A 12,358-nucleotide genomic window follows, 5' to 3' on the forward strand; every position below is an offset into this window, starting at 1 on the left:
CAGGTTCAGATTTTCCAGCCGGAATGCAGGGCAGCGATACCGCCGGAATAATTGGTGTAGGTGACGCGGGAGAAGCCCGCTTCGGTAATCATCGCGGCGAAATCGCGCTGGTTGGGGAATTTGCGGATCGACTCCACCAGATACTGGTAGGGTTCGGCGTCACCGGTGATCATCTTGCCGAAGCGCGGGATCGCGTTGAACGACCAGCTGTCATAGAAGCGGTCGAGCAGCGGCATCTCGACTTCGGAAAATTCCAGCACCAGCAGCCGTCCGCCGCGCTTCAGAACGCGGTAGGCTTCCTTCAGTGCCACGTCGATATGCGGCACATTGCGGATGCCGAAGGCGATCGTATAGGCGTCGAAGCTTTTATCCTCGAACGGCAGGTCTTCGGCATTGGCCTCGACAAAGGTGAGATTGTCGGAGAGCCCCTTCTTCTCGGCGCGTTCGGCGCCGACGGAAAGCATCGAGCCATTGATGTCGAGCACGGTGGCATGGGCGAGCCGCCGGGAGGCCTCGACGATGCGAAAGGCGATATCCCCGGTACCGCCGGCCACGTCGAGCACCTTGTAGGTCGGATCCTTGCGCGGGTGGAGGGCACCGATCATCGCGTCCTTCCAGACGCGGTGCAGGCCCGCCGACATCACGTCGTTCATGATGTCGTAGCGTTTGGCGACCTTGTGGAAGACCTCGTTGACCATTCCCTGCTTTTCGGTTTCAGAGACATTGCGGAAACCGTAGGACGTTTCCATTCCGCCCTTCGAGGAAATGCGGGCCTTGCTCATTCGCTTACTCCTTGCTCGATCCGGCGCATGTCCGGTAGCGAAAGCGTCAACTGCGAACTATCTGTTGCAGCCATGGGGTCGCCTGTGGCGGTCTATAGCTTACGGTTCGCCAAGATTAAACAGAAAGATGGGTGCTGATGCCCGAATTGCCAGAGGTGGAAACGGTCCGGCGCGGATTGGCGCCGGTGATGGAGGGCGCCATGCTCGAACGGCTGGAGCTTCGCCGGCCGGATCTGCGATTTCCGCTGCCGGAGCGGTTTTCCGAAAAGGTGGCCGGGCGCCGCATCGCCGGTCTCGGCCGGCGGGCGAAATACCTGCTGATCGATCTGGAAGGCGACCTGACGATCATCGCGCATCTCGGCATGTCGGGCTCGTTCCGCATCGAGATGGCGTCCGATCAGAGCATGCCCGGCGATTTTCACCTGCCACGCTCCAAGGACGGGAAGCACGACCACGTCGTCTTTCATCTGCGGTCCGACAAGGGCGAGGGGCGCGTCATCTATAACGACCCCCGCCGTTTCGGCTTCATGGACCTGATCGAGCGCAGCAGGCTCGACCTCTGGCCGGGGTTTGTCGGCCTCGGGCCGGAGCCGACCGGCAACAGTCTCGATACCGACTACCTGGCGAGGCGGTTTGCCGGCAAGGCGCAGCCGTTGAAATCGGCCCTGCTCGACCAGAGGGTGATTGCCGGTCTCGGCAATATCTATGTCTGCGAGGCGCTCTGGCGCAGCCACCTGTCGCCGGCGCGCGCTGCGGCGACCCTTGTAACCCCGACGGGCAAGCCGAAAAAGCAGCTGACGGCGCTGGTGGAAGCGATCCGCGCGGTGATCGCCGAGGCGATCGCCGCGGGTGGCTCCTCGCTGCGCGACCATATCCAGACCGACGGATCGCTCGGCTACTTCCAGCACAGTTTCCGGGTCTATGACCGGGAGGGCGAGCCTTGCCAGTCGCCGGGCTGCGGCGGTACCGTGCAGCGCATCGTCCAGTCGGGCCGCTCGACATTCTTTTGCGCCGATTGCCAGAAATAGAATGCAAAACACCCGGGAGAGAACCGCATGGCCGAAAGCTACGAAACCCTGCTGGTCGAGATCCGCGACGGCGTCGCCATCGTCACGCTCAACCGTCCAAAGGCACTCAACGCGCTGAACGCGACCGTGATGACCGAGCTGGTCGCGGCGCTGAAGGGCTTTCAGGCCGATGCGGCGATCGGTGCGGTACTGCTCACCGGGTCGGAGAAGGCCTTCGCCGCCGGTGCCGACATCAAGGAGATGCAGGGGCTCGATTTTGTCGATGCCTATCTCGGCGACTTCATTTCCGGCTGGGACGGCGTCGGTGCCTTCCGCAAGCCGCTGATCGCGGCCGTAGCCGGCTTCGCGCTCGGAGGCGGATGCGAGCTGGCAATGATGTGCGATTTCATCATTGCCGCCGACACGGCCAGGTTCGGCCAGCCGGAAATCACCCTCGGCATCATTCCCGGCATGGGCGGCACGCAGCGTCTGACCCGCGCGGTCGGCAAGGCCAAGGCGATGGATCTCTGCCTGACCGGGCGGATGATGGATGCGGCCGAGGCCGAGCGCTGTGGGCTCGTCGCGCGCGTTGTGCCCTATGAGAGGCTGCTCGACGAGGCCGTGGAGGCTGCGCACAAGATCGCCGGCTTCTCGCAGCCGGCCGTCGGCATGGCAAAGGAGGCCGTCGACAGGGCCTTCGAGCAGACGCTTTCGGAAGGCCTGCGCTTCGAGAGACGCCTGTTCCATTCGCTGTTTGCCACCGACGACCAGAAGGAGGGCATGGCGGCCTTCATCGAAAAGCGCAGGGCCGTCTTCAAGAACCGCTGACGGCTGCGGCGTGCCAGGTTGCATCAGGGCCCGAAAGAGTCGGGTTTGCGGCGATTTCGATGAATTTGCGCGTTGACGCCTCTCCGCTTTAGGGTTATATGCCCGCCACACAAAGCGCAGAGCCCTTTTGCTCTCGCAATGCTCCCCATGCTGGATCGGCTATACCGACAGCCCGACGCGGCGGTGGCGGAGTGGGTTTGAATTCGAAGAGAGGCAGTCATGGCCAATACAGTTTCGGCGAAGAAGGCGACCCGCAAGATCGCGCGCCGCACGGATATCAACAAGGCTCGCCGTTCGCGGGTTCGCTCGTTCCTCCGCAAGGTCGAGGAAGCGCTCGCAGCGGGTGATGCCGGCGTTGCCAAGCAGGCCCTGCAGGCAGCCCAGCCGGAGCTGCACCGCGCAGCCTCCAAGGGTGTCATGCATGCCAACACGGTCTCGCGCAAGATCTCGCGTCTGGCGAGCCGCGTTAAGGCACTCAGCGCCTAATTACGGCCGTCTTTTAGACACATTTACTTTAGCCCGGTCTCGCGACCGGGCTTTTTGTGATTCCGCCTTATGCGGCGTTTGAACAGTCCGTGCGATGCCGCAATGGTGTCAGTTCGGTGACAACATTTTCTCAAATAAAACAAATACTTGCCGAAGGTTCGCCACGCTTTAACCATCTGACTTAAGGGCAGGCTGGCCGGAATCTGAGTCAAGCGAATTTTTATTTTTTTTGATTCCGAGGGGCTTTTCTAACCGCCTTTTTTGAATCTCATTGATTCCACTGCGATTCTTTTTTGTACAGAATGTGGCAGTCAAAACCCGCCCTCAGAGTCAATGGCCGGCACTTAATTTTGGGTAAAATTCGCTGTTGATCTTGCCCCCTGATCCTGACTTAATAATTTCCACAGGCAGCGAGAAATGGACGGAAAATGAGGCGGGAGACCGCCGAACTTTCAAACCCATGGATGTCTGGGGACGAACCCTTAGGTTTCGTTTTTTCTAAAATTATTAAGGCTGAAACGGACGCTTGGGGAAGTGTCCGGGCAGAGGCTTATTGCGACAATCAGGACAGGCCTGCCAAAGGGGTTTGGTGCGGGCCACGGATAGGGAAAGGTCAATTTCTGCGGCCAGTCGTTTTCGAGGACGAAGGGCCGCGACGCGGGGACAGAGGTCGTATCGACAGCGCAGATCTGCGGACGATTTCTTGGCCGCCGGCACAAGCCGGCGACATTCGACATTTGGAAGGCGGCAATAACAATGCAACTGAATTCATCGACTGGCGGCGCACGGCCGAACGAGGACCGTATGCGCGAAGCAACCGCGGCCGTTCGACGCGAAGCGCCGGGGGAAACTCCGCAAATGACCCATGATGCTCTGTTTGAGCGCTTCAGCACCCGTCTGAAGGCCCAGGTTGGTCCTGACGTATTTGCATCGTGGTTTGGTCGACTGAAGCTGCACTCGGCGTCGAAGAGCGTTGTCCGCCTGAGTGTTCCGACGACATTCCTGAAATCGTGGATCAACAACCGTTATCTCGATCTCATCACCCAGTTGATCCAGGCCGAGGATGACAGCATCCTGAAGGTCGAGATCCTGGTGCGCAGCGCCAGCCGCAAGCCCCCGGTCGATGGCCAGGTTGCGGCCAGCGAGCAGCAGCCGGCCCTGGTCAGGAAGACCTCCGCCCAGCAACTCGGCCAGGCCGCCTCCTTGCCGCAGGCGCCGACCGCACGGGCACCGGCTGGAACCGGAGGTCCGCTTTTCGGATCGCCGCTCGACAGTCGCTTCACCTTCGACAGCTTCATCGAGGGCGCGCCTAACCGGGTGGCACTTGCTGCCGCCAAGACGATTGCCGAAGCCGGCGCCAGCGCCGTGCGCTTCAACCCGCTCTTCATTCATTCCTCGGTCGGGCTCGGCAAGACGCATCTCTTGCAGGCGATTGCCAATGCGGCGATCCAGGGCCCGCGGCCGACCCGCGTGGTCTATCTGACCGCCGAATACTTCATGTGGCGCTTCGCAACCGCGATCCGCGACAATGATGCGTTGACGCTGAAGGACAGCCTGCGCAATATCGATCTGCTGATCATCGACGACATGCAGTTCCTGCAGGGCAAAATGATCCAGAACGAGTTCTGCCATCTCCTGAACATGCTGCTCGACAGCGCCAAGCAGGTCGTGGTGGCCGGTGACCGGGCGCCCTGGGAGCTGGAATCGCTCGACGCCCGGGTCCGTTCGCGCCTGCAGGGCGGTGTCGCCATCGAAATGGAAGCGCCGGACTTCGACATGCGCCTGTCAATGCTGCACAACCGCCTGGAGGCGGCCCGCAAGGATGACCATTCGCTGGAGATCCCCGAGGAGCTGCTGGCCCATGTCGCCCGCAATGTGACGAGCAGTGGCCGCGACCTGGAAGGTGCCTTCAACCAGCTGGTCTTCCGCCGCTCCTTCGAGCCGAACCTGACGCTCGAACGCATCGACGAACTGCTGGTGCACCTTGTAGGCTCTGCCGAGCAGCGCCGCGTGCGCATCGAGGATATCCAGCGGGTGGTGTCGCGGCATTACAACGTGTCGCGCCAGGAACTGGTGTCGAACCGCCGAACCCGGGTGATCGTCAAGCCGCGGCAGATTGCCATGTATCTGGCCAAGACGCTGACGCCGCGCTCGTTCCCGGAGATCGGGCGCCGGTTCGGCGGCCGCGATCATACGACCGTGCTGCATGCCGTGCGCAAGATCGAGGAGCTGCTCGGCAACGATAACAAGCTCAGCCAGGAAGTCGAGCTTCTGAAGCGGCTGATCAACGAGAACAACGCCTGATCCGAGCGGCGGCCGAACATCGGCCGATCGGACAGCCAGGTCGACAAGCTTCCGCGGGACTGCCCGCGGAAGCTTTTTTGTGCAGGTTCACCGCATCGACACTGGGTGAAAATCCATGTGGCCCTTGCGGCGTTCCGGTGCTCGCTATTCGTCAATATTCGCAAAAGGGGAGGGGTTTCGCTTTTCCGGTTGAATGTCGTATAGTCTGCACGCTGCCATCTTTGATGGACCGTAAAGTGAGGTAGGGCCGAAAGTCCCGGAGGCGGATCCTTTGGAAATGGCAGGTTCAGCATAGGCAATGTGTCGGCCCGAAGCCCTTGTGGCGGCGGCCGATCCGACGTCCACAGGTCGCAGGCATGCTCTTGGGAGGGGGCTTTTCATGACGGCACTGACAATCATCATCGCGGATGATCATCCTCTGTTTCGCGGCGCGTTGCGCCAGGCGGTCGGTGATCTCGGAGACACCATAGAGATCGTCGAAGCGGGGGACTTCGAGGCCGCGCGCAACGTGGCCGGGCGCCATCTGGAAGCAGACGTCATGCTTCTCGATCTGGCGATGCCCGGAGTCTCGGGTTTTTCTGGCCTGATGACGCTGCGGGCCGAATTTGCAAATCTGCCGATCATCATTGTCTCGGCGACCGATGACCCGCAGACGATCCGACGGGCAATCGACCTCGGCGCCTCCGGCTTCATTTCGAAATCCTCCGGCATCGAAGAGATCCGCGAGGCGGTTCGCGACGTGCTGATGGGCGAGATTGCCGTGCCCCGGAGCTTTGCCGGCGGGCCGGAGCCGGATGCCGGCATTGCCGACCTGTTGACGCGGGTCCGCACCCTGACGCCGCAGCAGGGCCGCGTGCTCTCGATGCTGGGGGAAGGTCTGCTCAACAAGCAGATAGCCTACGAACTGGGCGTCTCCGAGGCCACGATCAAGGCGCATGTTTCGGCAATCCTGTTGAAGCTGAATGTCGACAGCCGCACCCAGGCGGTGATCCAGCTTTCCAGGCTGAACGTGCCGCTGGTGGCGTGAAGACAGGCGTAGGAGCAGAAAGAGGATTTTATTCCTCGCTCTCTTTACTTGGGCGCATGCTTTCGCTAAGGTCAGGTCCCGCGGACGATGCCTGTGGCCGTCCTGGCTCGTGGACCCGACTTTAATGTTTTCGCACGACACCGTATGGAGCGCTATCGACCGGCTTGCCGAAAGTTATCAGCTTTCGCCGTCGGGGCTTGCGCGCCGGGCGGGTCTTGATCCGACCTCGTTCAACAAGTCCAAGCGCATCGGTCCGGACGGGCGCATGCGCTGGCCGTCGACGGAATCGGTCGCCAAGGTGCTGGATGCGACGGGCGCCAGCATCGAGCAGTTCACCGCCCTCATCCGTGGCGACGCAGCCCCCTTGCCGGAAGGCGCCTTCGCCCCGCAAACCGGCTCCATTCCGCTGCTTGGCTTTGCCCAGGCGGGCGCCGGCGGTTTTTTCGACGATGGTGGTTTTCCGGCCGGTCAGGGCTGGGATCTGGTCGAATTTCCGGCATCTCCCGCCCGCAAGGCCGGCGTCTATGCGCTGGAAGTCCAGGGCGACAGCATGATGCCGCTCTACCGCGACGGCGATGTGCTGATCGTCGAGCCCGGCGCCCAGGTGCGTCGTTCGGACCGCGTCGTGGTCAAGACGTCGGAAGGGGAGGTCATGGCCAAGGTCCTGTCGCGCCAGACCGCCACGATGATCGAACTCGTCTCCCTCAACCCGGCCCATCCCAATCGACAGATCGAGACGAAGAATGTCGAATGGATCGCCAGGATCATCTGGGCCAGCCAATAGGAATTGGCGCCTAGGGCGCTTTGCCGGAAAGGTAAAGAGCCGCTTTTTCGGCCTTCGCTGAGCATGACCGCGGATGATTTCGCAGCCCGATGGATTTTGCACCCAAAGCCATGCCTTTCACCCGGCAAGGGGTGCGCTGATCTTGCGGCGGGCGGGTGAAGGCTTATGTTCGGGCGGGCGTTTTACGAACGGTCGCGCGCGCCGGATTGACGGTCCGGCCAAGGCCCGCAACAGAGTGCAAGAGGAAGACGACGATGAATGAACCTGTTTCCGCAGAGGACGCGCTGATCTTCGTGATGGTCATGGCCTCGGCTGTCGACAATGCGATGTCCGATCCGGAACTGCACCGTATCGGGCAGCTGATCGAAATCCTTCCGGTGTTCGACGCCTTCGACGAAGAGCGCCTGATCAAGGTTTCGCAGCGCTGTGCCGATGTGCTGGCAGGAGCGGAAGGCCTGGATATTGCGCTGGAGATCATTCGCGATGCCCTGCCGGAGCGGCTCTACGACACGGCCTATGCGCTGGCAGTCGAGGTGGCGGCCGTCGACATGCGGATCAACCCGGACGAGATCCGCCTGTTGCAGCTACTGCGAGACCGGCTGCGGCTCGACCGGCTGACCTGCGCCGCCCTCGAGCGGAGTGCCATTGCCCGGTGTCGCAAGATCTGACGGGTCGGTGGCGATGCCACCGCGCAAGGCGGCCTCTGCCGCCTTTGGAATCGTCCGGCCGTAGAGATCGTAGGGGAAATACCGATCATAGATGTCCTGCAGCTGCCCATTCCGCGAGACGGCGGCAAGGGCACTGTCCAGCGCCGGCGCCAGGTCGGCATTCCCCTTGCCCGTCATGATCGTCAACCCTTCCCCCAGGAAATGCTCTGAGAAATAGGGACCGCCGAACAGGCTGCAGCAAGTCTTGGCCGCCTCGCTATGAGTCCAGAACGACAATTGCAGTCCGTCGCCGAAGACTGCGTCTATGTCGCCCGATAGGAGCGCCGCGTCGCGCTTTTCGCGACTTTCGAACGGGACCGGTTTGACGTCGGGGAAAAAGGCCTTGAGCATGGCCTCGTGGCGCGTACCGGCGGTGACGCCGACACGCCGGCCGAAGAGATCGCTGATATCGGTGGCGACCGGCTTGGCTGCATCGCGCAAGGCGAAGCGGGCCGGCAACTGCATGAAGGGACGGCTGAAATCGAAGTCCTGCCGCAGGTCATCCGTCTGCGCGACGCCGGCGATCACCGCCTCTCCCTCGCCGGACTTCAATGCGGCCTCCAGGTCCGCATAGGGCAGGGCCTGGATCTGGCACTTTGCCGTCAGGTTCAACTCGGCGCAGAGCGCGCGCACGAGATCGACATGGAAGCCCGACAGGCGACCGGTCTGGTCGGTGAAATTGAACGGCGGAAAATCGGTCGAGGTGAGGAAACGCAGCCGCGGAAGGGTCGAGAGATCGGGCCGCGCAATGCGTTCACCCTTGTCGAACATCACCAGGAAATCGCGAGAGGTTTCCGCCGTATGACCAAGGTTCGGCACAGCCAGGACAGCGCATGCGACTATGGTTTGTAAAATCACCCCCCAGTAATCTGGGGATGTAACTTTTGCGCGTCTCATTATCATCCACCTCGGGGAAATGCAGGGGGCGGCCGGTTCGGTGACACTTAACAGACAAGTGTGGCCAGGGGAATATAATCACGGGACGGAACGACAGCCGGGACAGGCTGTCGAGCCGCTATGGTCGTTTGGCCTGGAGCAGCCGGACCGCTGCGAACCCGAGAACGCGTCCGAGCCGGACCTGGATCGCGTTTCGCCGGCCCTGCGCGACGAAGTGCAGCTTCTCAAACGTCTCGGTTTCTCCAAGCCGGCTCTTGCCCGATGCGTTCGCAGGGCCGTGCAGAACGCCAGCACCGTGGAAGAGGAATTGCTCGCCAATGAGGGCGTCGAGCCTGAGGCCTATTATGCGGCGCTGGCACGCACGGCGGGTTTGCCCTTTTTCTCCGATATCGACCCCGCGGCGATCATCGGGGTCTCCGGCGACGAGACGCAGCTTGCCGAACCGAAGGTCGTTCGCCTTGTCGCCCGCGACCGCCAGGCGGTGACCGCGCTGGTGCCGACGGCTGCCATGATGGCGCGGCTGTGTGAGCGGCTGACCGTTCTGCCGGCGCTCTCCCGGCAACTGGTCATCACCACGCCGGCGGCGATCCGCCAGGCCATGTGGCGGCGCGGCCGCCAAGAGCGGGTGCAGGCCGCGACCAACGCGCTGTTCGATGCCAGGCCGCGGCTTTCGGCGCGCATCGTCGTGTCGGGCTCGCAGGGCTTCGTCCTCGGTGCCGGCGTCATGGCGCTCGTCGCAGCCTTCCTGGTGTCGCCGCTCGACATGCTGCTGCTGGCCCATATTGCCGGGTCTCTGTTCTTTGCGGCAGCCTTGATGCTGCGGGCAGCGGCTCTTTTTCGCTTCAAGCGGCGACGGCAGCGGAAATATCTGACAAGGCTCAGGGTAACGGACGACTGCGCACCGCCGATCTATACCGTGATGATCGCGCTCTACCGCGAGCATGCGGTCGTTGCCCAGCTGCTGAAGGCGCTCGACGGCCTCGACTGGCCGAAATCGCGGCTGGACGTCAAACTGTTATGCGAGGAGGACGATAGCGAGACGATCGATGCGATCCGCCGGCTGAGGCCGCCCGGATATGTCGACGTCGTGGAAGTGCCCGCGGCCGGTCCACGCACCAAGCCCAAGGCGCTGAACTACGGGCTGACGGCGGCGCGCGGCACCTATCTTGTGATCTATGATGCGGAAGACAGGCCCGATCCCGGCCAGCTGCGCGAAGCCTGGGAGCGGTTCGAAAGCCGGGCCATGAACGTTGCCTGCCTGCAGGCGCCGCTGGTCATTTCCAATCCGCGAGGCTCCTGGATATCGGCGCTGTTCGCGCTCGAATATGCCGGCCTGTTCCGCTGTCTCCTGCCGATGCTCGCAGACCGCCGGCTGCCGCTGCCGCTTGGCGGAACTTCCAATCATTTTCGGATCGACGCGCTGCGGCAGGTCGGCGCCTGGGATCCGTTCAACGTGACGGAGGATGCGGATCTGGGGCTGCGCCTCTATCGCTCGGGCTTACGCGCCGAAGTGTTGACGACACCGACCTATGAAGAGGCGCCGCAGGCGGGCGGCATCTGGGTGAAACAGCGCACCCGCTGGTTCAAGGGATGGCTGCAGACCTGGCTGGTGACGTTGCGCAATGCGCCCGGCGCGATGGGCGAAATGGGGCCATGGCCATTTCTGGTCACCCAGTTGATGATCGGCGGCATGCTGGTTTCGGCGCTGTTGCATCCCGCGCTTCTGCTGTTCGTCGGCCTGACCGCCGTCAAGCTCCTTGCGCTGCCATCGGCATCGGTGGACTGGAGCCGGTTGGTGCTGTTCTGGATGGACCTCGTCAACATCTTCGGCGCCTATGCCTGTTTCCTGGCGATGGGCGGAAAGGCGATGGAGCGGATGGAGTGGGAGGCGGTGCGCCGCCGCGTGATAGCCATTCCTCTTTACTGGATGATGATGACGGTCGCTGCCTGGCGTGCGGTCTTCGACCTCAGTCGCCGGCCGCATTTCTGGGAAAAGACGCCGCATGCGCCGCTGGAGCCGGACATGCCTGTCGAGAGCGAAGCCGAGATCACCTTGCGCCACCTGCGTGCGCTCAGGCAGGCCATTCTGCGACGGTCGGTAGAGATCTGGAGCGGGTGAAGGGAATCGAACCCTCGTATTCAGCTTGGGAAGCTGCTGCTCTACCATTGAGCTACACCCGCATCGCCAAGACTTGGTAATCGCGTCGGGGAAAAAGCGCAAGGGGGAAGGCGGGTAGCGCCGGGACACCCTTGGGGATGGAGGTTTATGGCGCGCGAAAATGCTTCGACAGCTTCAGCCCCTGGGCCTGGTAATTGGAGCCGAGGCCGCTGCCGTAGAGGCCTTCGGGTGGCTCCTGCATGTGTTCATAGACCAGACGACCGATGATCTGGCCGTGTTCGAGGATGAACGGCACCTCGTGGCTGCGCACTTCCAGCACCGCGCGGCTGCCGGTGCCGCCGGCGCCGGCATGGCCGAAGCCCGGATCGAAGAAGCCGGCATAATGCACGCGGAATTCGCCGACCAGTGGGTCGAAGGGCGTCATTTCGGCCGCATAGAGCGGCGGTACATGGACCGCCTCGTTGGAAACCAGAATATAGAATTCGTCCGGATCGAGGATCAGTTCGCCCTGACCGCGGGCATAGAGCGGTTCCCAGAAATCGAGCACGTCATGGGCAGCCTTCTGGTCGACGTCGACGACGGCGGTGTGGTGCTTGCCGCGATAGCCGATCAGGCCGTCGGGACCGGATCCCTTGAGGTCGATCGACAGCGCGATGCCGCCGCCCGAGACATTGGGCGCATCGCTGGCGACCAGGGTGTCCGCCGTGTGCAGTGCCAGCAGTTCCGGCTCGCTCAGCACCGCCTGGCCTGCGCGGAAACGGATCTGCGACAGGCGTGATCCGCGCCGGACGATGACGGGGAAGGTGCGCGGGCTGATCTCGAGATAGAGCGGACCGGCATAGCCGGCCGGCACCTTGTCGAATTCCTGGGCATGATCGACCATCACCCGGGTGAAGATGTCGAGACGGCCGGTCGAGCTTTTTGGATTGGCTGACGCGGAAATGCCGGGCGCCAGATCCATGCTCTCCATCAGCGGCACGATGTAGACGCAGCCGGTTTCGAGCACCGCGCCGTTTTCCAGATCGATCTCATGCAGCGTCAGCCGGTCGAGCTTTTCGGCCACCGTGCAGGCGGGGCCGGGCATGAAGCTCGCCCGTACGCGCAGCGCCTTGGACCCAAGGCGCAGGTCGAGGCTCGCCGGCTGCACCTGGTCGGCGTCAAGGGCGGCTTCGCTTTTGAGCTGGCCTTCGGCAAACAGCGCCTTGATCGCGCGGTCGGCCAGAATACCCGATGTCCTCGTCATGTCGTCGTTCCTGTTTGGCGAGACAAAATCAAAACCGGAGAATTGACGCAAGTCCGCGATCGGCGTATTGGAGCCTTATCCCGTGGTGATTTGGCCGGTCGGCTTGCAGCCACGTTAAACAAGTGGCTAAAAAGACCGGGTACGAAACCGGTCCGCAATGACCGGTTTTTTTGT

At 62.5% G+C, this 12,358-nt stretch carries 10 protein-coding genes, 1 tRNA gene, 1 pseudogene and 1 riboswitch; of the genes and pseudogenes, 8 read left to right on the forward strand and 4 right to left on the reverse strand.

What is annotated here, in order from left to right; translation table 11 throughout:
- Window positions 1–5: 5 nt before the first annotated feature.
- The gene (gene ubiE / locus J2Z17_RS14400; protein ID WP_209946198.1) at window positions 6–782 is read right to left on the reverse strand and encodes a bifunctional demethylmenaquinone methyltransferase/2-methoxy-6-polyprenyl-1,4-benzoquinol methylase UbiE; all 777 of its coding nucleotides are present in this window, start codon (window positions 780–782) and stop codon (window positions 6–8) included.
- A gap of 137 nt (window positions 783–919) precedes the next feature.
- On the opposite strand from ubiE, the gene mutM reads away from it, so the two are divergent.
- The 7 genes from mutM (at window position 920) to J2Z17_RS14435 (ending at window position 7,886) form a co-directional block, all read left to right on the forward strand.
- Entirely contained in the window at window positions 920–1,810 is an 891-nt protein-coding gene (gene mutM / locus J2Z17_RS14405) for a bifunctional DNA-formamidopyrimidine glycosylase/DNA-(apurinic or apyrimidinic site) lyase (protein ID WP_209946200.1), read from the forward strand.
- Window positions 1,811–1,837: 27 nt separating this feature from the next.
- Window positions 1,838–2,617, forward strand: a complete 780-nt coding sequence (locus J2Z17_RS14410; RefSeq protein ID WP_209946202.1) for an enoyl-CoA hydratase — start codon at window positions 1,838–1,840, stop codon at window positions 2,615–2,617.
- A 219-nt stretch (window positions 2,618–2,836) separates the two neighbouring features.
- On the forward strand, window positions 2,837–3,103 hold the full coding sequence (rpsT, locus tag J2Z17_RS14415) for a 30S ribosomal protein S20 (RefSeq protein WP_209946204.1): 267 nt from the start codon (window positions 2,837–2,839) through the stop codon (window positions 3,101–3,103).
- An 804-nt stretch (window positions 3,104–3,907) separates the two neighbouring features.
- Window positions 3,908–5,407, forward strand: coding sequence for a chromosomal replication initiator protein DnaA (dnaA, locus tag J2Z17_RS14420; RefSeq protein WP_377300093.1), 1,500 nt, complete (start codon window positions 3,908–3,910; stop codon window positions 5,405–5,407).
- A gap of 379 nt (window positions 5,408–5,786) precedes the next feature.
- A complete protein-coding gene (locus tag J2Z17_RS14425) occupies window positions 5,787–6,434 on the forward strand; it encodes a response regulator transcription factor (RefSeq protein ID WP_209946209.1) in 648 nt (215 codons plus the stop codon).
- Window positions 6,435–6,558: 124 nt separating this feature from the next.
- Entirely contained in the window at window positions 6,559–7,218 is a 660-nt protein-coding gene (locus J2Z17_RS14430) for a S24 family peptidase (RefSeq protein ID WP_209946211.1), read from the forward strand.
- A 254-nt stretch (window positions 7,219–7,472) separates the two neighbouring features.
- Window positions 7,473–7,886: a tellurite resistance TerB family protein gene (locus J2Z17_RS14435; RefSeq protein WP_209946213.1), complete on the forward strand. Its 414-nt coding sequence runs from the start codon at window positions 7,473–7,475 to the stop codon at window positions 7,884–7,886.
- Window positions 7,887–7,946: 60 nt separating this feature from the next.
- On the opposite strand, the pseudogene J2Z17_RS14440 reads toward J2Z17_RS14435, so the two are convergent.
- Window positions 7,947–8,822: pseudogene (locus J2Z17_RS14440) on the reverse strand (transporter substrate-binding domain-containing protein); the annotation flags it as partial.
- Between the two features lie 40 nt (window positions 8,823–8,862).
- Here J2Z17_RS14440 and J2Z17_RS14445 point away from each other — a divergent pair.
- Window positions 8,863–10,941, forward strand: a complete 2,079-nt coding sequence (locus J2Z17_RS14445; protein WP_342454408.1) for a glycosyltransferase — start codon at window positions 8,863–8,865, stop codon at window positions 10,939–10,941.
- Here the strand turns inward: J2Z17_RS14445 and J2Z17_RS14450 are convergent.
- Together J2Z17_RS14450 and J2Z17_RS14455 are read right to left on the reverse strand one after the other, a co-directional pair.
- Window positions 10,930–11,003 (reverse strand) — tRNA-Gly (locus J2Z17_RS14450). The genes J2Z17_RS14445 and J2Z17_RS14450 overlap by 12 nt on opposite strands.
- An 83-nt stretch (window positions 11,004–11,086) precedes the next feature.
- A complete protein-coding gene (locus J2Z17_RS14455) occupies window positions 11,087–12,184 on the reverse strand; it encodes a 2'-deoxycytidine 5'-triphosphate deaminase (protein WP_209946217.1) in 1,098 nt (365 codons plus the stop codon).
- Between the two features lie 72 nt (window positions 12,185–12,256).
- Window positions 12,257–12,335, forward strand: a riboswitch (SAM riboswitch).
- Window positions 12,336–12,358: the final 23 nt, after the last annotated feature.

This window comes from Heterorhizobium halophytocola, assembly GCF_017873095.1.
GTDB classification, from domain to species: domain Bacteria; phylum Pseudomonadota; class Alphaproteobacteria; order Rhizobiales; family Rhizobiaceae; genus Allorhizobium; species Allorhizobium halophytocola.